At 72.0% G+C, this 21,634-nt stretch carries 16 protein-coding genes and 1 pseudogene; 8 read left to right on the top strand and 9 right to left on the bottom strand.

Annotated elements, in window-relative coordinates:
• Window positions 1–2 precede the first annotated feature (2 nt).
• On the bottom strand, window positions 3–410 hold the full coding sequence (locus AB5J56_RS19795; RefSeq protein ID WP_369234058.1) for a winged helix-turn-helix transcriptional regulator: 408 nt from the start codon (window positions 408–410) through the stop codon (window positions 3–5).
• 147 nt (window positions 411–557) lie between these two features.
• Here AB5J56_RS19795 and AB5J56_RS19790 point away from each other — a divergent pair, with 147 nt between their 5' ends.
• Window positions 558–1,448: an NADP-dependent oxidoreductase gene (locus tag AB5J56_RS19790; protein ID WP_369234057.1), complete on the top strand. Its 891-nt coding sequence runs from the start codon at window positions 558–560 to the stop codon at window positions 1,446–1,448.
• A gap of 18 nt (window positions 1,449–1,466) precedes the next feature.
• Here the strand turns inward: AB5J56_RS19790 and AB5J56_RS19785 are convergent, their stop codons facing one another.
• Together AB5J56_RS19785 and AB5J56_RS19780 are read right to left on the bottom strand one after the other, a co-directional pair.
• The gene (locus AB5J56_RS19785) at window positions 1,467–2,909 is read right to left on the bottom strand and encodes an MFS transporter (protein ID WP_369234056.1); all 1,443 of its coding nucleotides are present in this window, start codon (window positions 2,907–2,909) and stop codon (window positions 1,467–1,469) included.
• A 212-nt stretch (window positions 2,910–3,121) separates the two neighbouring features.
• Window positions 3,122–3,988 carry a DUF6597 domain-containing transcriptional factor gene (locus AB5J56_RS19780; protein WP_369234055.1) on the bottom strand — a complete coding sequence of 289 codons (867 nt, stop codon included), beginning with the start codon at window positions 3,986–3,988 and terminating at the stop codon, window positions 3,122–3,124.
• 163 nt (window positions 3,989–4,151) lie between these two features.
• Between AB5J56_RS19780 and AB5J56_RS19775 the strand changes: the two genes are divergently transcribed.
• From AB5J56_RS19775 to AB5J56_RS19755, 5 genes are all read left to right on the top strand, one after another.
• Window positions 4,152–5,252, top strand: a complete 1,101-nt coding sequence (locus AB5J56_RS19775; RefSeq protein WP_369234054.1) for an LLM class flavin-dependent oxidoreductase — start codon at window positions 4,152–4,154, stop codon at window positions 5,250–5,252.
• Window positions 5,249–5,905, top strand: a complete 657-nt coding sequence (locus AB5J56_RS19770; RefSeq protein ID WP_369234053.1) for a CE1759 family FMN reductase — start codon at window positions 5,249–5,251, stop codon at window positions 5,903–5,905. The genes AB5J56_RS19775 and AB5J56_RS19770 overlap by 4 nt, the downstream gene beginning before the upstream one ends.
• A 116-nt stretch (window positions 5,906–6,021) precedes the next feature.
• The gene (locus AB5J56_RS19765) at window positions 6,022–6,534 is read left to right on the top strand and encodes an aminoacyl-tRNA deacylase (protein WP_369234052.1); all 513 of its coding nucleotides are present in this window, start codon (window positions 6,022–6,024) and stop codon (window positions 6,532–6,534) included.
• 74 nt (window positions 6,535–6,608) lie between these two features.
• Window positions 6,609–7,319: a response regulator transcription factor gene (locus AB5J56_RS19760; protein ID WP_369234051.1), complete on the top strand. Its 711-nt coding sequence runs from the start codon at window positions 6,609–6,611 to the stop codon at window positions 7,317–7,319.
• Complete coding sequence (locus AB5J56_RS19755) at window positions 7,320–8,783, top strand: ATP-binding protein (protein ID WP_369234050.1); 1,464 nt, start codon at window positions 7,320–7,322, stop codon at window positions 8,781–8,783.
• Window positions 8,784–8,796: 13 nt separating this feature from the next.
• On the opposite strand, the gene AB5J56_RS19750 is transcribed toward AB5J56_RS19755, so the two are convergent.
• Together AB5J56_RS19750 and AB5J56_RS19745 are read right to left on the bottom strand one after the other, a co-directional pair.
• Window positions 8,797–10,773 carry an amino acid transporter gene (locus tag AB5J56_RS19750; protein WP_369234049.1) on the bottom strand — a complete coding sequence of 659 codons (1,977 nt, stop codon included), beginning with the start codon at window positions 10,771–10,773 and terminating at the stop codon, window positions 8,797–8,799.
• A 368-nt stretch (window positions 10,774–11,141) separates the two neighbouring features.
• Window positions 11,142–11,480 (bottom strand): annotated as a pseudogene (locus AB5J56_RS19745) (short-chain dehydrogenase); the annotation flags it as partial.
• 450 nt (window positions 11,481–11,930) lie between these two features.
• Here AB5J56_RS19745 and AB5J56_RS19740 point away from each other — a divergent pair.
• Complete coding sequence (locus AB5J56_RS19740) at window positions 11,931–13,502, top strand: hypothetical protein (RefSeq protein WP_369234048.1); 1,572 nt, start codon at window positions 11,931–11,933, stop codon at window positions 13,500–13,502.
• Window positions 13,503–13,520: 18 nt separating this feature from the next.
• Here AB5J56_RS19740 and AB5J56_RS19735 read toward each other — a convergent pair whose 3' ends face one another.
• Together AB5J56_RS19735 and AB5J56_RS19730 are read right to left on the bottom strand one after the other, a co-directional pair.
• Window positions 13,521–14,192, bottom strand: a complete 672-nt coding sequence (locus tag AB5J56_RS19735; protein ID WP_369234047.1) for a hypothetical protein — start codon at window positions 14,190–14,192, stop codon at window positions 13,521–13,523.
• An 87-nt stretch (window positions 14,193–14,279) separates the two neighbouring features.
• The gene (locus AB5J56_RS19730) at window positions 14,280–15,848 is read right to left on the bottom strand and encodes a Na+/H+ antiporter (RefSeq protein WP_369234046.1); all 1,569 of its coding nucleotides are present in this window, start codon (window positions 15,846–15,848) and stop codon (window positions 14,280–14,282) included.
• A 201-nt stretch (window positions 15,849–16,049) separates the two neighbouring features.
• Here AB5J56_RS19730 and AB5J56_RS19725 point away from each other — a divergent pair, with 201 nt between their 5' ends.
• Complete coding sequence (locus AB5J56_RS19725; protein ID WP_369234045.1) at window positions 16,050–18,728, top strand: ATP-binding protein; 2,679 nt, start codon at window positions 16,050–16,052, stop codon at window positions 18,726–18,728.
• Here the strand turns inward: AB5J56_RS19725 and AB5J56_RS19720 are convergent.
• A complete protein-coding gene (locus tag AB5J56_RS19720; RefSeq protein ID WP_369242657.1) occupies window positions 18,714–20,750 on the bottom strand; it encodes an APC family permease in 2,037 nt (678 codons plus the stop codon). The genes AB5J56_RS19725 and AB5J56_RS19720 overlap by 15 nt on opposite strands.
• A gap of 205 nt (window positions 20,751–20,955) precedes the next feature.
• Entirely contained in the window at window positions 20,956–21,513 is a 558-nt protein-coding gene (locus AB5J56_RS19715) for a hypothetical protein (protein ID WP_369234044.1), read from the bottom strand.
• Window positions 21,514–21,634: the final 121 nt, after the last annotated feature.

The following is a 21,634-nucleotide window of genomic DNA, read 5'->3' as shown; positions in this document are numbered from 1 at the left end:
GCTCAGGAGGCCGCCGCAGCCGAATCGTACCGATCCCGTGCCTCGTTGACCTCCTCGATGTGCCCCTCCGCCCAGTCCTTCACGGCGCTCAGCAGGCAGGTCAGGCTGGTGCCGAGCGGGGTGAGCTCGTAGTCGACGCGGACCGGCACCGACGGGGTGACGGTGCGGGAGACGAGGCCGTCGCGCTCCACCGAACGCAGCGTCTGCGTCAGCATCTTGGGGCTGACTCCGGCGATCTTGCGGCCGAGGTCGCTGTAGCGCATCGGCCCTTCGGCGAGCGCGCTGACGACGAGGCTGACCCACTTGTCGCTGATGCGGGCGAGGAGCTGGTTGGTGGGGCAGCCCTTGATGAACGCGTCGTACTCGATGCGTGCCTGTTCACGCCGCTGGGCCGCCGTCGTCGTCGCCATGGTGTATCCCCCGTACCGCTCACTCTTGGGTGACCTACGCACCTTCAGGTGCCTACTTACCAATAGATAGTAACTCTTCCTAGGGTTGTCGCAGCAGGGAGGGAACAGGAAACCTGCGCAAACGGCCTTGTGATGAGGAGAGTTGACATGCGTGCTGTGACAGTGGAGTCCTTCGGCGGGCCCGAGGTCCTGGAGATCGCCGAGACCGTGGTGCCGGAGCCGGCCGCCCGGCAGGTCCGGATCAAGGTCGCCGCCGCCGCGCTCAACCCCGTTGACGCGGGCGTGCGTTCGGGAGTCTTCGGGGGTGCGGGCAAGCGGCTCGGGCTGGGCTGGGACGTGTCCGGGACGGTCGACGCCGTGGGCGTGGCGACCGGGTGGAGCGTCGGCGACGAGGTGGTTGCGCTGGCGTACGGCGCGGACAAGTCCTTTGGCACGCACGCCGATTACGTGGTCGTGGACACGGACGCGGTGGCCAAGGCGCCCGCCTCGGCCGACGCCGTGCACGCGGCGACCCTGCCCCTCAACGCGCTCACCGCCTCGCAGGCACTCGACCTGCTGGCCCTGGAGCCGGGCCAGAGCCTGCTGGTGACCGGCGCGGCGGGCGCGGTCGGCGGCTACGCGGTCCAACTCGCCGCCCACCGGGGGATATCCGTGACCGCCGTGGCCCGGGAGGCCGACGAGGCGCTCGTACGGTCGCTGGGGGCGGCCCGCGTCGTATCGGGAGCCGTGGAGCCGCGCAGCGTGGACGCGGTGCTCGACGCGGCGCTTCTCGGCGAGGCGGCGCTGGAGTGGGTACGCGACGGCGGTGTGTTCTCCGGCGTCATCCCGGGAGCGCAGCCGGCGTCCGTGCGGGGTGTGCGCACGGACGCCGTGGAGGTGAGCCCCGACGGGGCGCGCCTGGCGGAGCTGGTGGCGCTGGTCGACGAGGGGGTGCTGACGCTGCGGGTGGCCGAGACGTACGCGCTGGACGAGGCGGCCAAGGCGCACGCCCGGCTGGCGGAGGGCGGTCTGCGGGGGCGTCTGGTGCTCGTCCCCTGAGCGCCGCCCGGTCGGCGGTCAGTGGTGCTGCTCCTGTGCCTTGCGGGGCAGGAGTCGTACGAGGGGGAGGCACAGGAGGGCTACGGCGGCGACGACGGTGAGGCTCAGGACGGTGGCGTGGGCCTCACCGCCGCCGGGCGTCGATGCCTTGAAGTAGACGGTGGTGACGGCGGCGGCGCCGACCGCGTTGGCGAGCTGCTGCACGGCGCCGAGCGAGCCGCCCGCGCTGCCCGCCTCGCTGGGCGCGATGTCGCCGATCGCGACGTCGTACACGGTGCCGAAGCAGGTGCCCATGCCGAGTCCGACGATGAGCAGTGGTGGCACGAGGGCCCAACTGCCGGTGTCTGTGCCGGAGATGGCGACGAGGGCGAGCAGGTAGCCGGTGCCGGTGAGGGTGATCAGGAGTCCGGCGAGGACGAGCCGGCGGCCGAACCTGCCGATGAGCTGGTGGCAGGCGATGGACGCGACGACGATGCCGGCGGACAGCGGGACGAGGCCGAGTGCGGCGCCCGCGGGGGAGCGGCCGAGGCCCTGCTGCTGGAAGAGCGAGACGACGTAGAGGAGTCCGGCGACGGCGGCGAAGAAGACGGCGCCGAGGGCGAGTCCCGAGGTGAAGCCGCGGTTGCGCAGCAGGGAGGGTTGGATCAGCGGGTTCTCGGCGGTGCGCTGGCGGTGCCAGAAGGCGGCGAAGAAGGCGAGTCCGGCGGCGATGAGCAGGACGGGGGCCGTGGTCCAGCCGTGCGTCGAGCCCTCGATGAGGCCGGAGAGCAGGCCGAGCATGGCGGCGCCGAGGAGGGCGGAGCCGGGGCCGTCGACGCTGACGGTGCGGTCGCCGGTGTCGCGGGGGAGGAGCCGGGCGGCGGCGAGGAGGGCGGCGCCGCCGAGGAGCAGGTTGATGAGGAACATCGGACGCCAGCCGAGTCCGGCGATGTCGGCGTCGATGAGGAACCCGGCGAGGATCGGGCCGCCGACGGCGGAGAGCCCCATCACGGGTCCGAACAGGCTGAAGGCCTTGCTCATCTGGTCGCGCGGCCAGGTGGCGCCGAGGATGCCGAAGCCCTGCGGGATGACGAGCGCGCCGAAGGCGCCCTGGAGCAGGCGGGCGGCGACGAGGGACTCGGGGTTCATGGCGAGGCCGCAGGCGACCGAGGCCGCGGTGAATCCGCCGAGTCCGGCGAGGAAGAGGCGGCGGTGGCCGTACTTGTCGCCGAGCCGCCCGCCGAGGACGAGAAGCACGCCGAGGGACAGGGCGTAGGCGGCACCGAGCCACTGGATGAGGCCGGTGCCGCCGCCGAGGTCGGCGGCGATGGTGGGGGCGGCGATGTTGGTGATCGTGGAGTCGAGGAGGTCGAGGACGTCGGCGGCGAGGACGACGCCGAGGATCGCCCAGCGGCGCCGGGCGGTCGCCCCGGGGTGCGGGGCGGGCTGCTCTTCCTTTGCGTCGTGCAGTGTCTGTGTCACGCAGATAAATGTGCCCGAGTGTGGGCGGGGGGTCAAGGGGTTATTCGGAATGGGGGCTGGCGGGGTGGGTGGGGTGGGTGGGGTGGGTCCTGCGGGGTTTTCGCCCCCTCCGCCCCTGCCCGTCCCGTTGTCCTGGGGGCTGCGCCCCCTTTCCCCCCGCTATCGGCCTGAACGGCCTCGTCCTCAAACGCCGGACGGGCTGAAATCCGTCCTCAAGCGCCGGACGGGCTGGACTGGTACGCCGTGGGTGGGACGCCCACCGTTGCCGTGAAGTCCCGTACCAGGTGGGCCTGGTCGGCGTAGCCGAGGTCGGCGGCCAGGGTCGGCCAGTCGACGTCCTGTCGGGTGGAGGCGAGTTCCAGGGCCTCGTGGATGCGGTAGCGGAGGATGACCCACTTCGGGCTGACGCCGACGTACGCGGAGAAGAGCCGTTGGAGCGCCCGCATCGAGAGGCCCTCCGTGCGGGCGAAGTCGGCGACGCGGCGCACGGTGCGGTCGGCGCGGATGCGGTCGACGAGGCCCATGGCGAGGTCGGCCTGCGGGTCGGGAGCCGGGGCGAGGGAGAGCAGGAAGGTGTCGAGCGCGGCGACCCGGGCCGCGTCGTCGGCGGGGCTCACGACCGAGCGGGCCGTGTTCTCGGGGCCTGTGTTCTCGGGGCCCTCGCCCACGGCGGTCGAGGCGAACGCGGTCGGCGCGAACACCTCCTGCACGGGCAGCGCGCAGCCCGTCCACCGCGACACCGGCACCTCGGGCACGTACGGCCGGAAGCCGCCCGGCCAGAACTTCGCCCCGCACACCCGGCCCCGCCCGGTCAGCTTCCGGGTGAAGAGGCCGAGGGCGACGCCGGTGACCTCGCCGTAGGGCGGGCCCTCGTCCTCGTCCCACTGGAAGGTCACATTGACGGACGGGTGCGGAACGATGTGGGAGGCGTACGGCTCGGACAGGTCCCAGTCGATGAACCAGTACGTCTCGACGTGCCGGCGCAGCGGCTCTGCGGGCTCGTGGCGGCGGAATCGCACCCGGGCCAGCAGCTCGGACGGGTCGACGATCCCGCGGGTGTCGCGACGGGGTGCGGCCATGACCGGATCGTACGTCGCGGGAGCGGGAGCGGGAGCAGGAGCAGGAGCAGGGGCGGCATCCGGCTCCGGCTTCGGGCCGGGCGGGAATAGTCGGCGACCGCCCTCGGTTCTGTGGGTATAGTTGAACAATCAACAACATGGGAATCTGCGGAAGGTGAGCGCCATGCAGTTCGGGATCTTCACCGTCGGTGATGTCACGCCCGACCCGACGACCGGCCGTACGCCGAGCGAGGGTGAGCGCATCAAGGCGATGCTCACCATCGCGCAGAAGGCCGAGGAGGTCGGGCTCGACGTCTTCGCGACCGGCGAGCACCACAACCCGCCGTTCGTCCCGTCCTCGCCGACCACGATGCTCGGCTACATCGCCGCCCGCACCGAGAACCTGATCCTCTCCACCTCCACCACCCTGATCACCACCAACGACCCGGTGAAGATCGCCGAGGACTTCGCGATGCTCCAGCACGTCGCGGACGGGCGGGTCGACCTGATGATGGGGCGCGGCAACACCGGGCCGGTCTACCCCTGGTTCGGCAAGGACATCCGCGAGGGCATCAACCTCGCGGTGGAGAACTACGCGCTGCTGCGCCGCCTGTGGGACGAGGACGTGGTGACGTGGGAGGGCAAGTTCCGTACGCCGCTGCAGTCCTTCACCTCGACGCCGCGTCCGCTGGACGGGGTCGCGCCGTTCGTGTGGCACGGGTCGATCCGCTCGCCCGAGATCGCCGAGCAGGCCGCGTACTACGGCGACGGCTTCTTCCACAACAACATCTTCTGGCCCGCCTCCCACACCAAGCAGATGGTCGAGCTGTACCGGCAGCGCTACGCCCACTACGGGCACGGCACCCCGGAGCAGGCGATCGTCGGGCTCGGCGGCCAGGTGTTCATGCGCAAGAACTCGCAGGACGCCGTACGGGAGTTCCGGCCGTACTTCGACAACGCGCCGGTGTACGGGCACGGTCCGTCGCTGGAGGAGTTCACCGAGCAGACGCCGCTGACCGTGGGCTCGCCGCAGGAAGTGATCGAGAAGACGCTGTCCTTCCGGGAGTACGCCGGTGACTACCAGCGTCAGCTGTTCCTGCTGGACCACGCCGGGCTGCCGCTGAAGACCGTGCTCGAGCAGCTCGACCTGCTCGGCGAGGAGGTCGTGCCGGTCCTGCGCGAGGAGTTCGCCAAGGGGCGCCCGGCGGACGTGCCGGAGGCACCCACTCACGCGGCCCGCGTGGCCGCTTCTCAGGGTTCTTCTCAGGAGGTGACCGTCGCATGAAGCTCGTCGTCGTCTCGGCGGGACTGAGTGTTCCGTCGTCGACCCGGCTGCTGGCCGACCGGCTCGCCGCGGCGACCGTCCGCCACGCGGACACCGAGGTGGAGGTCCAGGTCGTCGAACTGCGCGACCTGGCCACCGACATCGCGCACCACATGGTCGCCGGGTTCCCGGCGGCCCGGCTGGCCGGCGCGCTCGACGCGGTGGCCGCGGCGGACGGCCTGATCGCGGTCACCCCGGTGTTCTCGGGGTCCTACAGCGGGCTCTTCAAGTCCTTCTTCGACGTGATCGACAAGGACTCCCTGACCGGGAAGCCGGTGCTCGTCGGTGCGACCGGAGGAACGGCCCGGCACTCCCTCGTCACCGAGCACGCGCTGCGCCCGCTCTTCTCCTACCTGCGGGCCCTGGTCCTGCCGACCGCCGTGTACGCGGCGTCGGAGGACTGGGGCGACGAGGGTCTTGAGGGGCGCATCGAGCGGGCCGGGGCGGAGCTGGCCCGGTTCATGGGCGCCGGGGGCCGTACCGAAGCGGTCGTGCCCGACACCGACACCACCGCGGCGATCGCGCCCCGCTCCCTGAAAGGTGCGGTCACCTCGGTGGACGCGTTCCAGGTCGTACCGTTCGAGCAGCAGCTCGCGGCGCTGCGGCCGGCGTAGGGAGCCCTGCGCCCCCGACGGTGAGGCGGTGCCGTGCTTCAGGTCATCGGCGAGATCGACGGCCTGAGGCGCGGCACCGCCTCAACTCCCGTCCCCTGCAAGGTAATCTCGGCGAGGTGAACGATCCCGCCCCCATCGGTCCGCCGGAGGTCCTCGCGGCGCTCGGCGCGTCCTTCCGGCTGCATGAGCACCCCGACGTGGCCAGTCCTGTGGAGGTGTGCGCCGCGCTGGGCGTTCCGCTGGAGCGGACCGTCAAGACCCTGGCGTTCGTCACCCCCGAGGACCGTCTCCTGCTGGCGGCGCTGCCCGGCCACGCACGACTGCGGTACGGCGCCCTCGCCCGCGCGGCCGGGGTCCGCCGAGGCGATCTGTCTCCCGCCGACGCCGGGCGGCTGGCGCGGGCGGGGATGCGGCCGGGCGGGGTGTGCCCGGTGTCCGCGGACCGGGCCGCGGTGGTGGTCTTCGACGAGTCCGTCGGCAGCCTGGGGCGTGTGCACTGCGGCAGCGGCCGGCCCGACAGCAGCATCGAGATCGAGGTGGCGGAGCTGATCGCCGCCGTTCCGACAGCCGCTACGGCACCGATCGCCGACCTCCCGGCGGACGAGCCGGCATGCCGGGCGGTGGAGTGAGAGCCCGGTAAGAAGGATGCCGGGAGCCCCAGGCAGCGGGTGGTACCGGGCCGGGGGCCGTGCAGACTGGTGCCGTGCCCAATCTGCTGCTCGCCGAGGACGATCGTGCCATCCGTCATGCGCTGGAACGTGCGCTGACGCTGGAGGGCTACGAGGTGACCGCGGTCGCCGATGGCGTCGAGGCGCTGGCGCAGGCCCATCGGACGCCACCCGACGTGCTGGTTCTGGACGTGATGATGCCCGGCATCGACGGCCTGCAGGTCTGCCGGGTGCTGCGTGCCGAGGGTGACCGCACGCCGATCCTGATGCTGACCGCGCTCGTGGAGACCGCCGACCGGATCGCGGGTCTCGACGCGGGCGCCGACGACTACGTGGTCAAGCCGTTCGACGTCGAGGAGGTCTTCGCGCGGCTGCGCGCCCTGCTGCGGCGCACGTCCGCGGAGAACAGCGCCCCCGTCGACGTACCGGCGGCGAAGGAGTCGCCCGGCCAGGTCTCGGTCGCCGGGCTGCGGATGGACGTGGCGGCCCGCCGCGCCTGGCGCGGGACCCGCGAGCTGGAGCTGACCCGCACCGAGTTCGAGCTGCTCGAACTGCTCGTGCGCAACTCCGGCATCGTCCTCGACCACGCCACGATCTACGACCGTATCTGGGGCTACGACTTCGGCCCGGGCTCGAAGAACCTGGCCGTCTACGTGGGCTACCTGCGGCGCAAGCTCGACGAACCGGGCGCGCCGGCGCTGATCCACACCGTGCGGGGCGTGGGGTACGTGCTGAGGGAGGACTGAGTGCCGCCTCGGCTCTCCCGCCTCCGCCCGCGGGTGCGGTTCTCGCTGCGGCGGGTGTCGTCCCTGCGGACGACCTTCACCGTGTCGTTCGCCGCCGTGGCCGCCGCCGTCACCGTCCTCGTCGGTTTTCTGAGCTATCACGCCGCCGCCCGGCTCGTCCGGGTCGACCAGCAGACCGTCTTCGCCGAGGTCGTGCAGGACCTGCGCGACCAGGTGCGCGGGAGTGCGCTGCTGCCGGAGGACTTCGCGTCGGCCGATCCCGATCCGGGCCACGACGGGCCGCGCGACGACATCATCCGGCCGAGCCGTACGAACGTGCAGGTGCTCGACGCGGACGGGACGGTCGACGACCGCGGCAACCCCGGCCTGCCCGTCGGCGCGGACGACCGGCGGATCGCCGCCGCCCGGGCCGCGGGCACGCTCGTGCAGCACAAGGAGGTCCAGGTCGGCGACGGACGCTACCGGGTGGCGACGGTCGCGCTCGGCGGAGGCCGGGGTGCGGTGCAGGTGGCGCAGGAGTTCAGCGACACGGAGGACCTGCTCGACGAGCTCCAGCAGCGGACGGTGCTGCTGGAGCTCGCGGTCGTGATCGCCGCCGGGCTCTCCGGCTGGTGGCTGGCCCGCAGGATCACCCGGCGCCTGGTGCGGCTGGCCGGCGCCGCGGAGGACGTGGCGCGCACCGGGCGGCTCGGCATCCAGGTGCCGGTCACCGGGTACGACGAGGTGGCGCGGCTCGGCCGGTCCTTCGACCGGATGCTGGGGCGGCTCGCCCAGTCGGAGGAGGACCAGCGGCGCCTGGTCCAGGACGCGGGACACGAACTCCGTACGCCGCTGACCTCGCTGCGTACGAACATCTCGATGCTGCGCCGTATCGACGAACTGCCGCCCGCCGTCCGGGAGGAGCTGGTCGCCGACCTGGCCCAGGAGTCCCGGGAGCTGACGGACCTCGTCAACGAGCTGGTGGCGCTGGCGGCCGGGCAGTCGGACACGGAACCCATGCAGCGGATCGATCTCGCCGACGTCGCCGAGGACGTCGCGCTGCTCGCCCGCCGTCGCAGCGGCCGTGAGATCACCGTCCGGGTGAGCGGCTCCACGACGGTCGACGGGCGCCCCGGCGCGCTCCAGCGCGCGGTGTCCAACCTCGTGGAGAACGCGGTGAAGTTCGACCGCAGTGGCAAGGCGCTCGTCGAGATCGCCGTCACGGGCACCACCACTGCCGATGGTGGCATCGGGAACGTCCGCGTCGAGGTGCTCGATCGCGGTCCCGGTATCGCCGACGGTGATCTCGTCCGGATCTTCGACCGGTTCTACCGAGCCGCCGACGCCCGCAGCCTGCCGGGCTCGGGTCTTGGCCTGTCCATCGTCCGCGAGGTGGCCACGGCCCACGGCGGGGCGCCGTTCGCCTTCCGGCGGGACGGGGGCGGCGCGGTCATCGGCTTCACGGTGGGCGTCGGCGGCGACTGAAGCGTGCCCCTGCTCAGCCCACGTGCACCCGGGGCCGCCGTGAGCGGTCCGGCTCCGCCTCGCGCAGGACTTCCCGGGTGACGGGGGCGACCTCGCCCTGGCCGAAGAGGAAGAAGCGGAGGAAGTTGGTGAACGGGTTGCCCTCGGTCCACTCGAAGTAGATGTGCGGGATGCAGCCGGTGCTGTCGCGGACGTGCAGGACGAGCGCGGCCAGGGCGTTGGGGATGGAGGAGGACTCCAGCGTCAGGACGCGGTAGCGGCCGTGCAGGACCTCGCCGCGTACGGTCACGTCCGCCTCGAACTCCGAGGCGTCGAGGACGGTGACCTCGACGAAGACGAAGTCCTCCTGGGCCGGGACGTCGTTGTCGGCGCGGATCTGCTCGATCTTCTCGCGGTACTCGGCCTTGTCCCGGTTGCCGGGCTCGTTGGCGATGAACCGGATGCGGCGGCTGGCGATGTCCCGGACGAAACGTTCCGCCATGGGGTCTAGATCGACATGGGTGACGCGCAGCTCGAAGGCGCGGGCGAGCCGGGACAGCAGCGAGATGAGGATGATGCCGGCGATGAAGCAGGCACCGATCTTCACACCGTCGGGGCGCTCGATGACGTTCACGACGGTGACGTAGAGGAGGACCGCCGAGACGACCGCGAAGCCGATCGTCCAGCCCCGCTGGGCCGCCCGGCGCGCGGCGATGGTCACCGCGATCGCGGCGGAGGACATCAGGACGAGGACACCGGTGGCGTAGGCGCCGCCCTGCGCGTCGACGTCGGCGTCGAAGATCCAGGTGACCAGGAACGCGACGAGGGTGAAGACGATGACCATGGGGCGCACGGCGCGTGCCCAGTGCGGGGCCATGCCGTAGCGGGGCAGGTAGCGGGGCATCAGGTTGAGCAGCCCGGCCATGGCGGAGGCGCCGGCGAACCACAGGATGGCGATCGTCGAGACGTCGTAGACGGTGCCGAAGGCGCCGCCGAGGTAGTGGTGGGCGAGGTAGGCGAGTGCGCGGCCGTTGGCCTGGCCGCCCGACTCGAACTCCTTCTCCGGGATGAGCAGGGTGGTGATGAAGCTGGTGGCGATCAGGAACACGCTCATGATCAGGGCGGCGGTCGTCAGCAGCTTCTTGGTGCCCCGGATACGGCCCTTCGGGTTCTCCTCGGTGTCGTCGGGGTCGCCCTCGACGTGCGGCATGACGGCCACGCCGGTCTCGAAGCCGGACAGGCCCAGCGCCAGCTTGGGGAAGACGAGGAGCGAGACGCCGATCATCGCGAAGATGTTGCCGTGGTCGGCGGTGAGGCCGGTGGTCCAGTCGGTGACCACATGGCCCTGCGTCATGACGTGCCACAGCCCCACGACCACGACCACGACGTTCAGCCCCAGGTAGATGCCGACCAGGACGACCGCGACCCCGATCGCCTCCAGGAAGCCCTTGAGGAACACCGCGCCCAGCAGGGCCACGAGGACGAGGGTGATCAGCATCTGCTTGTCGTGCAGAGTGCTGGTCAGGTGCGGGTTCTCCACCAGGTGGGTGGAGGCGTCCGCCGCCGACAGGGTGATGGTGATCAGGAAGTCGGTGGCGGCGAAGCCGAGCAGGGTGAGGACGAACAGCTTGCCCTTCCAGAACGTCAGCAGCCGCTCCAGCATCGCGATCGAGCCCTCGCCGCGCGGGCTCTCCTCGGCCACCCGCCGGTACACGGGCAGCGCGCCCGCGAGGGTGACTATGACGAGCACGATGGTGGCCACCGGCGACAGCAGTCCGGCGGCCAGGGCGGCGATGCCGGGCTGGTAGCCGAGGGTGGAGAAGTAGTCGACGCCGGTCAGGCACATGACCCGCCACCAGCGCTGGCCCTTGTGCTCGGGAGCGGCGTGCCCGGCCTCGGGTTCCGGTTCGGCCTGCGAGGCCTGCTGCCGGCCGGCCTTGCCGATCTCCGACAGGCCCTCCAGCATCCACGCACGCAGGCGACTCGTGCGGGCGGGGGTGGTGGTGGCCATCGACGGGCTCTCCAAACGTACGGCTATGCGAACGGTTCCGGCCATCGGGCGACGGCGGAACCAGCGTATGCAGAGAGTGATCCGAGGGCCTCTGGATGAGGGGCCGATCGCGTCAAGCTTCCGTTAAGACCGGCGGGGCGGGCGCCTGTGGCGGGCCTTCGTCCCCTCTTGGTTTTCGGACCCTTTCCGACCTTTCGCCCGCCTTCTCGTACCGGCCGGCGGGCCTCCGCCCCTGCTCCCGGGGCGGAGGCCCGCAGCGGTCAGCTCTGCCCCGCCTTGCGGCCGTGGTTGGCCTTCTTCTTTCGGCGGGCCTTCTTCTTACGGGCGCGCTTGGACACGTACGGCAACTCCTTCACGTGAACGGATGGTCAGGCGGGGCGGCCGACGAGGAGGTCGGCGAGCTTGCTCAGGCGCTTGACGGTGCGCTCCTCGGTGGCCGCGGGCGCCGGGTCGACGCGCTCGGCGCGGTCGTAGTACGCGCCGTTGACGATCTCGACCTCTGGGTCGCAGAGCCGGACCACATGGGCGGCGCCCTCGGCAGGGGTCACGCCCTCGTGCGCGTAGAGCGGGAGCAGTGCCGTGGCGCACACGCCCGGGTGGACGGAGACGGCGGCGACGCGCGGGTCGGCGGCGAAGACGGTGAGGGCGAGCTGCGACTGGGCGTAGGCGGCGAGCCGGGAGTAGCGGCGGGCGCGGTTGGGGTCGTTCCGCCGCCGGGCTCTGCGGGGGCCGGGGCCCCGGCCCCCGCAGAGCTGCGCACGGACGTCGGCGGCGGTACGACGACGCAAGGCGCCGCCGCCGCGTGCTCGGCCGCACCGGAGAGCCCGTCCGCAAGGCGCCCTCGGAAGGCGATGAGGTTGCTTCCGAGGGCGTCTTCGCGGGTGCTTCCGGGGAGGGAAGCCGTCATGCCACTGACGTCCGCGGCCTCTCCGGCGGCCGACCAGAAATCTAGCCCCGGCGGATGCCCGAACCTGCCAGTACAGCCGGGTATTTGCGGCTTTCTTACGGCCCGCCCGCCGCGGGCGTCAAGCCGCCGTCAAGAGAAGCCGAGAAGGCGTCAGGGGCGCGTCAACGGGCGGCGTCGGTGGCCGAAACCGGTCGCAGACTGAGCGGCACGGGGGACGGGCGACCGTCCGTGGCGTGACGTTGGAGGGCTCGTGACACTCACGGCCGGAACCGAGCGCGGTTCTGAGGCGGGGGCCAGAACTGTCGCACAGTCACAGCCTGGACGGGTCACCCCGCCCGGGGGCGGGTCCGGCCCGCGGCCACGAGGGGGGTCGCGGCCGGACGGCCCGCACCCCCGCCGCCGTATCCACCGCGAGGCGGCCGCCGCACTGCACCGAAGGTTCTGGTCCACGCTGCCCGGACGCCTGCGCCTCCTGCGCGCCGCCGTCCTCGTCCTGTCGGCCGCCCTCGCCCTGCTGCTCGCGCTCGCCGGGCTCGGCGCCTCCGGCACCTGGGGCACGGTCGCGGGCCGCGACGCCCCGCGCACCACCAGCGCGGCCGACCTCGACCTCGCCCTCAACGACATGGACGCGCAGGCCGCCAACATGCTGCTGTCCAGCGGCAACGCGGGCAAGGGGCGCCTGGCGACGCCGTACGACAAGGCCGTCGGCTTCTACGACGATGCGCGCAAGGACATCGGCCATGACCTGCGCACCCTCGCCGTCGCCGCGCAGGGGGACAGGGACGACGAAAAGACGGTGGAGTCCCTCACCGACTACTTCGCCCAGTACCAGGAGCTGATAGGGCGCGCCCTGGAGAACGACGGCCGCCCCGGCGGCAAGCTTGCCGCGCTCGTCGACTACCGCATGGCGACCGACCTGCTGCAGATCGAACTCCTGCCCAACGCGCGCCAGTTGGTGGACTCCAACAATGACGCCTTCAACTCCACGTACGACCGGGCCCGTTCGGCCCTCTCCGGTCAACTCGCCGCCGTCGTGGCGCTCGGCGTCTGTCTCCTCGCCGTACTCGGCGCCCTCCAGTGGTACTTGGCCCGCCGCTTCCACCGCGTCCTCAACCCGGGGGTGCTGGCCGCCACCGTGTGCACCCTGCTCGCGGTCCTCCTCGGCGCCCAGTTCCTGTCCGCCTCCGCCGGGCACCTGCGCGGCGCCCGCCGGGACGCCTTCGACTCCGTCGTCGCCCTCTCCCGCGCCCGCGCCACCGCCTACGACGCGAACGCCGACGAGAGCCGCTACCTCCTCGACCCGGACCGACGCGAGCAGTACGCGAAGACGTTCCTCGACAAGTCGCAGAAGCTGTACGGCATCAGGGGCGCGACCCTGGCGACGTACGACGCCGGTCTCGACCGGACCTGGCAGGCGTACCGCGGCGACCAGGCGCATCCGCAGTTCACCGGCGAGTACCGGCGCGAGCTCGACAACATCACCTTCGCCGGGGAGCGTGCCGCGGCCGAGAAGACCGTCGAGGCGTACGCCGTCTACCAGCGCGACGACCGGAAGATCCGGGCGCTCGTCGCGCAGGGCAAGGAGCGGGAGGCCGTCGCGTTCTGCATGGGCTGGGAACCGGGCACGTCCAACGCGCACTTCGGCGCGTACATGGCCGCCCTGGACGAGCTGACCGACATCAACCGCCACCACTTCACGGCGTCGGTCGCCGCCGGCCGCTCCGAGGTGACCGGCCTGCTGCCGTGGGGTGTCGGTCTGCTGCTCGCCGCGGGTGCCCTGACGGTGGTGGGACTGCGGCCGCGGCTGGCCGAGTTCCGCTGAACCGATTGGTCAGGCGGCTCAGTAGTCCGGCTTCTCCAAGTCGTCCACGGTGCCGTCCCCGTTGTCGTCGTACATGTAGTCGTACTCGTCGCCGTACTCGTCCGTGTACCGGGTGCACGCGCCCTCCACCCGGAGTTCGGGCTTGCCGGTGTAGTAGCCGGGGTGGACGGTGACCTCGATGTCGTCATCGAGGGTGGTGGTGATGCCGGGGAGGCCGTGGCCGGCCTCGCCGGGGGCGGCGGGCGGCAGGTCCTTGACCTGGTGGCCCTGCTTCTTCCAGACGGCCTTGAGGGACTTCAGCGCGGTGCGGTAGTCGTCGGTGCTAGCGAACTTCAGATCCCAGGTGAAGATCGGCTGGTCGCGGGTGACGTCACCGTCGTCGAATCCGAAGTCGTCTACGCAGGACGAACTGCCCTGCTTCTCGGCGTACGGCGCGCCCGTGGGGGTCGGCGTCAGCTCGTAGTAGACGTCCGCGCCGGTCTGCGTCGTGTCCTGTACGTAGGCCCGGAACTCGTCGGTCGAGCGGACCCGGCCGCCCTCGAACGCCTGGCAGCCCGCGGCCGCCAGGGCCAGCAGCACCACACAGGCGAGGCTCGCGGCGATGCCCACGATCTGGCCTCGGCTGAAGAGGCGTTCCTTCTTCGGGGCCTCGGCGGGCCCGGGGGCCGGGAGGAGCGGCGTCGTCTGCATGATGTCGATCAAAGCCGTCGCGGGTCCGCGCGGGCAGCGTGTTCCTACTCAGGCGACGTACTCAAACCCGGGTCCCGCAGCCGTGGGTCATACGTCCGACAGGCGCGCGTCCTCCAGGTCCAGCGAGCGCTGGAGGCGTCGGCGGGTGGTGTCGCTGATGGTGTGGTCGTCGTAGAGGCGCTGGAGTTCGGCGGCCTCCACGGCGATGAGGTCGCGGCGGAGCTGGCGGTAGACGAGGTCGGCGGACTCGACGGGGGCCGCGCCGTCGTCGCTGTCGCCGGTGCTCTCGGCGAGGCGGTCGCGGGCGTGGTCGAGGCGGGCCTGGAGGCCGCGGCGCAGGCGGTCGAGGACGACGTCCGGTACGGCCTCCAGCTCGGACATCTCCTCCAGGCGGCCGAGGCCCGCGTTCGCCAGGCTGCAGCGGGCCGCGGCCTCCTCGCGCTCGGTGTGATCGGGCTCCAGGGCGATGCCGGAGCGGCGGACGACCGACGCGAGCGTGAAGCCCTGGACGACCAGGGTGGTGACCACGACGGAGGTGGTGAGGACCAGGACCAGCGGGCGTTGCGTGAGGGTCTCGGGTATCGACAGCGCGGCCGCCAGCGGGACCACGCCCCGGGTGCCCGCCCAGGTCAGGACGAGCGGCACCCGCCAGTTCATGCGGTGGATGCCGCCCTTGCGCTGGACCACCGCCGACAGCGGGGCCAGCCACAGCAGCCGTACGGCGATGAGGGTGGCCGCCACGGCGAGCGCGTACAGCGGCCAGGCGCGGTCGCCGTCGGACAGCGCCCGGACCTGGGCCGGCAGGGCGAGACCGATGAGGGAGAACACCACGCTCTCCAGCAGGAACACCACCGTGCCGTAGACGGCGTGCAGTTGGAGGCGGATGCGGGCGTTGGTGAGCCGGTCGCCGCGCCCGCCGAGGACGACTCCGGCGACGACCACGGAGGTGACGCCGGAGGTGTGGGCGGCCTCGGCCAGGACGTAGGCGGCGTACGGGGTGACGAGGGCGATCACCGTCTCCAGGACCGGGTCCTCGGTGCGCCGTCGGATGAGCGCGACGACCCCGGCGACCGCGGCGCCGATGACGGTGCCGCCGCCCGCCAGGATCACGAACTCGCCGCCCGCGGCACCCCAGTTCGCGGCGGCGGACGCGACGGCGACACTCGCCGCCACCCGGAACAGGACGAGTGAGGTCGCGTCGTTGAAGAGGCTCTCGGCCTGGACCAGGACCTGCACCTTGGGCGGCAGCGCGAGGCGTCGGCCGAGCGCGGTGACCGCCACCGGGTCGGTGCTGGCGAGCACCGCGCCCAGCACGAACGCCATCTGCCACGACAGCGGCGAGACCAGCGTGGCCACCGCGGCGACCGCCGCCGCCGAGGCCAGCACCAGCCCGATCGACAGCACCCCGACCGGCTTCCACACCGCGCGCAGCTCGCGCCAGGACAGTTCCTCGGCGCTCGCGTAGAGGAGGGGAGGCAGCACGACGAGCCCGATGATCTCGGGGCTGATCTCGATCTGAGGGGTGCCGGGCAACAGGGCGACGGCGAGGCCCGCGACCACGAGGAGGGAGGGTGCGGGGATGCGCCAGCGGCGGGCGAACGTCGCCACCAGGGTGGCGAGTACGACGAGAGCCAGGACCGTTCCTACGCTGCGCATGCCGTCCCCTCGGCCATGAAGGGAACCCCGTTGGTTCCCTCGCGAGCCCCGTGGGGCTCCTCGCCGACCAGACTTCCCGGCACACCGCTTTCACCCTATCGGCCCCGGGCCCGTCAAGGCAGTGTCAACGTCCTGGTGAGAGGTGCCAGGAAGTTGTCAAGATCCCTGCGGGAGGGCCCGGGGAGGAGTTGGCTGGCCGGGATGAACGACGTACGGCCTGGACGGCTGAAGGTCTACCTCGGGGCCGCGCCGGGGGTCGGGAAGACCTACCGGATGCTCGACGAGGGACGGCGCAGGGCGGCGCGCGGCGCCGATGTGGTGGTCGGGTTCGTGGAGTGCCACGGCCGGCCGCACACCGAGGCGATGCTCGACGGCCTGGAGGTCGTCGAGCGGGTGCCGTGCGCCTACCGCGGCGGCGACTTCACGGAGATGGACCTCGCGGCGGTGCTCGCGCGGCGCCCGCAGGTCGCGATCGTCGACGAGTTCGCGCACAGCAATGTGCCCGGCGGGGGCCGCAACCCGAAGCGCTGGCAGGACATCGAGCGGCTGCTCGCCGCCGGTGTCGACGTCATCACCGCGCTCAACATCCAGCACCTGGAGTCCCTCAACGACGTCGTCGAGAAGATCACCAAGGTGCCGCAGCGCGAAACGGTGCCCGATGAGGTCGTACGGCGGGCCGATCAGATCGAACTCGTCGACATGCCTCCCGAAGGGCTGCGGCGCCGTATGGCGCACGGGAACGTGTACGCGCCCGAGAAGATCGACGCGGCCCTCGCCAACTACTTCCGGCCCGGCAACCTGACCGCGTTGCGCCAGCTCGCCCTGCTGTGGGTGGCGGACCGGGTCGACGAGGCGCTCCAGTCGTATCGCAGCGACCACGGCATCGACGGGGTGTGGGAGACCCGGGAGCGGGTGGTCGTCGCCCTGACCGGCGGCCCGGAGGGTGACACGCTGATCCGCCGGGCGGCCCGTATCGCCGACAGGTCCGCCGGGGGCGACCTGCTCGCCGTGCACGTCACCCGCAGCGACGGGCTCGCCGCCGGTGCCTCGCACGCCTCCCTGGCCCGGCAGCGGCGGCTCATCGACAACCTCGGCGGCAGCTACCACTCGGTGATCGGCGACGACGTGCCCACAGCGCTGGTGGAGTTCGCCCGCGCCGAGAACGCCACCCAGTTGGTGCTGGGCACCAGCCGCCGCAGCCGCGTCGAACGGTTCCTCGGCGGGCGCGGCACCGGCGATACGGCGGTCGCCCTCTCCGGGGACATCGACGTCCACATGGTCACGCACGAGCGCGCCGGGCGCGGGACGCTCCTGCCCTCGCGCCGCCGCACGCTGCCGACCACGCGGCTGGTCGCGGGCCCGGTCGCCGGGTTCGTGCTGCCGGTGCTGCTGACCTTCCTGCTGGACGGTGCGCGCGGCACGCTCAACCTCACCAGCGAGGCGCTGCTGTATCTGCTGACCGTGGTGGGCGTGGCCTGCATCGGCGGGGTCGCGTCCGCGGTGATCGCCTCCGTCACGGCGTCGCTGCAGCTCAACTACTGGTTCATCCCGCCCATCGGGCAGTTCACGCTCGGCGACACCAACAGCATGCTGGCGCTGGTCGTGTTCGCGATCGTCGCCGCCACGGTCGCGGCCGTCGTGGACCGCTCGCTACGGCTGTCGAGGCGCTCTGCCCGCGCCACCGCCGAGGCGGAGACCATGTCGTCGCTGGCGGGCACCATCGTGCGGGGCGGCGCGACGCTCCCCGCGCTGGTGGAACGCACGCGCGAGACGTTCGGCATGGAGTCGGCGGAGCTGGTGACGAGCGTCCCGGATGCGGGAGGCGGCGGCACCGGCGGCGGGGGAAGCGTCACGGGCGGGGGTGCGGTGAGGGGGCTCGGCGGCGCGAGCGGTGCGGAACACCCCGCGGGTGCGGGTGCCACGAGAGCCTCTGGCGGTGCGGGTGTCACCGGGTCCTCCGCCGGTGCGGGCTTGTTCGAACGCCCGGTCGGCGCGAACCTGCCCGGAGCCCCCGCCGGTGGCGGCGCCGACGGCCCCGTGACCGTCGTACCCGCCGGACCCGGCTCCTTCCTCGTCCTGCGCGGCCGTGTCCTGCCCTCCTCCGAGCGCCGCGTCCTCGCCGCCTTCGGCGCGCATGTCGGGGCCGCCGTCGAGCGGGCGCGGCTCGCGGAGGCCGCCGCCGAGGTCGAACCGGTCAAGGCCGCCGACCGCATGCGTACGGCGCTGCTGCGGGCGGTCGGCCACGACCTGCGGACGCCGCTGGCCGCCGGGTGGGCCGCCGTGACCTCACTGCGCAGCCGGGACGTGGAGTTCTCCGCCGAGGACCGGGACGAACTCCTCGCCACCGCCGACGAGTCGATGGCGAGACTGAGCCGTCTCGTGGAGAACCTGCTCGACCTCAGCCGCCTCCAGGCGGGCGCCCTCACCCTCGACCTGCGTGCCACCACCCTGGAGGAGGTCCTCCCGGCGGCGCTCGCGGACACCCCCGAGGTCGAGGTGCGCAACCTGGAGGAGACCCCTGCCGTCCTCGCGGACCCGCCCCTGCTGGAGCGCGTCATCGCCAACCTCGTCGGCAACGCCGCCCGGCACAGCCCCGCCGGGCAGCGGGTGCTGCTCACCTCCAGCGCACACGCGGGCCGCGTCGAACTCCGTGTGGTGGACCGGGGGCCGGGCCTGCCGCCCGGCGACCGCGACCGCCTCTTCGAGCCGTTCCAGCGCCTCGGCGACACGGACAACACGACGGGGCTGGGGTTGGGACTGGCCCTGTCGCGGGGCCTGGCGGAGGCGATGGACGGGACGTTGACGCCGGAGGACACGCCTGGCGGAGGTCTGACGATGGTGCTGTCGCTGCCGTGTGCCCCGCGGTCAGCCCTGGCGTGACCCGGTGGACCGCGGCTCGGCCGGCCGGTGGTTCTTCGGCTCGCCGCGCCGCACCGCCCCCGGTGCCCGGGCCGCGGGCCGGTCCGCGCGGGCCGAGGAGGTGAGCTGCCAGGGGACGCTGGTGACCATGACGCCCGGGGTGAAGAGCAGGCGGCTCTTGAGCCACAGCGCCGACTGGTTGTGCAGCAGGTTCTCCCACCAGTGGCCGACGACGTACTCGGGGATGAAGACGGCGACGATGTCGCGGGGACTCTCGCGGCGGATGGAGCGCACGTACTCGACGACCGGGCGGGTCACCTCGCGGTACGGCGAGTCGATGATCTTCAGGGGAACCTCGATGCCGTACTCCTCCCAGCGGTCGCGCAGCTCGGCCGCCTCGTCGCGGTCGATCGAGACCGTGAGCGCCTCCAGATGGTCGGGGCGGAAGGCGCGCGCGTAGGAGAGGGCGCGCAGGGTGGGTTTGTGGATCGTGGAGACCAGGACGATGCCCAACACCCGGCTGGGCAGGACGAGTTCGGCGTGCGGATCGGTGACGGCGAGCTCGGCGGAGGTGGCGTCGTAGTGGCGCCGGATGCCGCGCATCATCACCCACAGCACGGTCGCCGCGAGTACGGCGAGCCACGCGCCCTGGGTGAACTTGGTGGCCAGGACGACCAGCAGGACGAGGCCGGTGACGACGGCGCCGGTGCCGTTGATGACACGGGCCACCTGGTGGCGGCGGCGCAGCACCGGGTCGGTCTCGGCGCGCAGCTCCTGGTTCCAGTGCCGCACCATGCCCGTCTGGGACAGGGTGAAGGAGGTGAAGACGCCCAGGATGTAGAGGTGGATGAGCTGGGTGACGTTGGCGTGGAAGCCCCACAGCAGCAGCGCGGCGACCACGGCCAGGGCCACGATGCCGTTGGAGAACGCCAGCCGGTCGCCACGGTTGTGCAACTGGCGTGGCAGATAGCGGTGTTGGGCCAGGATCGAGGCGAGCAGCGGGAAGCCGTTGAAGGCGGTGTTCGCGGCCAGGACGAGGATGAGGGCGGTCGCGGCCTGGATGAAGTAGAAGCCGAAGCTGTGCTCGCCGCCGAAGACGGCGGCCGCGATCTGCGCGATGACGGTGCGCTGTGTGTAGTTCTCGCAGTTGCCGTCGAGGCCGGTCAGTCGGCAGGCGTCCTCGGTGATGTGCACCTTGGAGATGAGCGCGAGCGCCGTCACGCCGACGAACATGGTGATGGCGATGATGCCCATGACGCTCATCGTGGTTGCTGCGTTCTTCGACTTGGGCTTGCGAAAGGCGGGCACGCCGTTGGAGATCGCCTCCACGCCGGTCAGCGCCGTACAGCCCTGCGAGAAGGCGCGCAGCACCAGCATCACCAGGGCGAGCCCGGCCAGGTTCGAGTCCCCGGGGTGCGCGGTGATGCCGTACTTCGCGGACTCGGCGACCGGCGCGTCCCCGACGAGATAGCGGAAGAGCCCCGTCGCGATCATGATCAGTACGCCGCCGACGAAGAGGTACGTGGGCGTGGCGAAGGCGCGGCCCGACTCACGGACGCCGCGCAGGTTGATGGCGGTCAGGATCGCGACGAAGACGACCGCCATCAGCACGCGGTAGTCGGCGAGTTCGGGCGCCGCCGAGATGATGTTGTCGACGCCGGAGGCGACGGAGACGGCCACCGTCATCACGTAGTCGACAAGGAGCGACGCGGCCACGACCAGGCCGGCGGACGGCCCGAGGTTCGTGGACACCACCTCGTAGGAGCCGCCGCCGCTCGGGTATGCGCCGACCACCTGCCGGTAGGAGAGCACCACGATGGTCAGCAGGAATACGACGGTTGCCGCGATCCACGGCGTGAAGTGCAGGTAGGCCAGCCCGCCCAGGGACAGCACCAGCAGGATCTCCTGCGTCGCGTACGCCACCGACGACAGCGGGTCGGACGCGAAGATCGGCAGGGCGATCCGCTTGGGCAGCAGCGTCTCGTGGAGCTCTTCGCTGCGCATGGCCCGGCCGATGACCAAGCGCTTCACAATCCCCGTCATGTTGAACACGGCGCGAGGGTAAGCCGCGACGGGGGCCGGGAGGGGGAGGGCGAACGGGGCAAAGGGCGTTAAGGGCCCGTTAGGATTTCGCGGAATGCGTGCATTTGGTGCAAAGTGCGACCGGGGTGGCCCTCGTGACGACGGCCCGCATCGGCTGGAGCCTGCGGCTGCGACAAGACCCGCCGGACAGGTCCTGATCCAGCCCCTAGTCCAGCCCCGACACCTTGAACACCGTCAGTGCCGTCTCCCGGTCGATCCGCTCCGCCACCCGGCGCAGGGCGGTCGCCCCGCACGTCAGTGAGCCACCCTCGGCGGAGGCGCGCGCGTCCTCGTCCAGGCGGTGCCACAGCGGGGGATTGGCCACCAGCACCCGGGGATCGATCTCGACCCGCGCACCGGAGGTGTCCCGCAGCACCAGTCGCTGCCCGACGCCGTTCAGGCAGCGCACCGACACCAGCCGGTCGGTCCGCACCCGGCGTGCGCCCAGCAGTCCGCGCGAGGCCAGCCAGCCCTCACCGGCGGAGACACGGGGCGGGTACAGCACCAGGAACAGCACGAGGGCGAGCGTTCCCCACAGCGCGGCGCGCGGCGCCGTGAGCGTGCCGGCGGCCCAGTCGATGAGCAGCAGGAAGGTGAGGAGTACGGCCGCGGAGCGGATGGAGCTGCGCAGGTCCCCGGCCCAGCGGCGGTCGTGCGCCACTTCCCCGGAGGGCTGCTGTGCGTGTGTGTCGACCGCGCGATGCGCGTCGCCTCGGCGTCCCATAGGACCGACGGTAGACACCGGTCGGGTCCGGCGCCGTACCCCTTGACGCGTCTCTGACGGGTGTCCGCGTCAAGGTTTCGACAAGGCCGGGGTCCGCGGCGCGAAGAACGCGCAAGGGAGG

Origin of the sequence: Streptomyces sp. R21, assembly GCF_041051975.1 — a bacterium.
Lineage (GTDB): Bacteria > Actinomycetota > Actinomycetes > Streptomycetales > Streptomycetaceae > Streptomyces.
Note: the sequence above shows the minus strand (reverse complement) of the source record. Positions and strands in the feature narration are given on the sequence as shown.

Coding starts and splice junctions, on each gene's coding strand:
- AB5J56_RS19770 (WP_369234053.1), top strand. CDS start 5,249: ATGAAGCTCGTCGTCGTCTCGGCGGGACTGAGTGTTCCGTCGTCGACC.
- AB5J56_RS19795 (WP_369234058.1), bottom strand. CDS start 410: ATGGCGACGACGACGGCGGCCCAGCGGCGTGAACAGGCACGCATCGAG.
- AB5J56_RS19725 (WP_369234045.1), top strand. CDS start 16,050: ATGAACGACGTACGGCCTGGACGGCTGAAGGTCTACCTCGGGGCCGCG.
- AB5J56_RS19730 (WP_369234046.1), bottom strand. CDS start 15,848: ATGCGCAGCGTAGGAACGGTCCTGGCTCTCGTCGTACTCGCCACCCTG.
- AB5J56_RS19790 (WP_369234057.1), top strand. CDS start 558: ATGCGTGCTGTGACAGTGGAGTCCTTCGGCGGGCCCGAGGTCCTGGAG.
- AB5J56_RS19780 (WP_369234055.1), bottom strand. CDS start 3,988: ATGGCCGCACCCCGTCGCGACACCCGCGGGATCGTCGACCCGTCCGAG.
- AB5J56_RS19715 (WP_369234044.1), bottom strand. CDS start 21,513: ATGGGACGCCGAGGCGACGCGCATCGCGCGGTCGACACACACGCACAG.
- AB5J56_RS19720 (WP_369242657.1), bottom strand. CDS start 20,750: ATGACGGGGATTGTGAAGCGCTTGGTCATCGGCCGGGCCATGCGCAGC.
- AB5J56_RS19735 (WP_369234047.1), bottom strand. CDS start 14,192: ATGCAGACGACGCCGCTCCTCCCGGCCCCCGGGCCCGCCGAGGCCCCG.
- AB5J56_RS19775 (WP_369234054.1), top strand. CDS start 4,152: ATGCAGTTCGGGATCTTCACCGTCGGTGATGTCACGCCCGACCCGACG.
- AB5J56_RS19750 (WP_369234049.1), bottom strand. CDS start 10,773: ATGGCCACCACCACCCCCGCCCGCACGAGTCGCCTGCGTGCGTGGATG.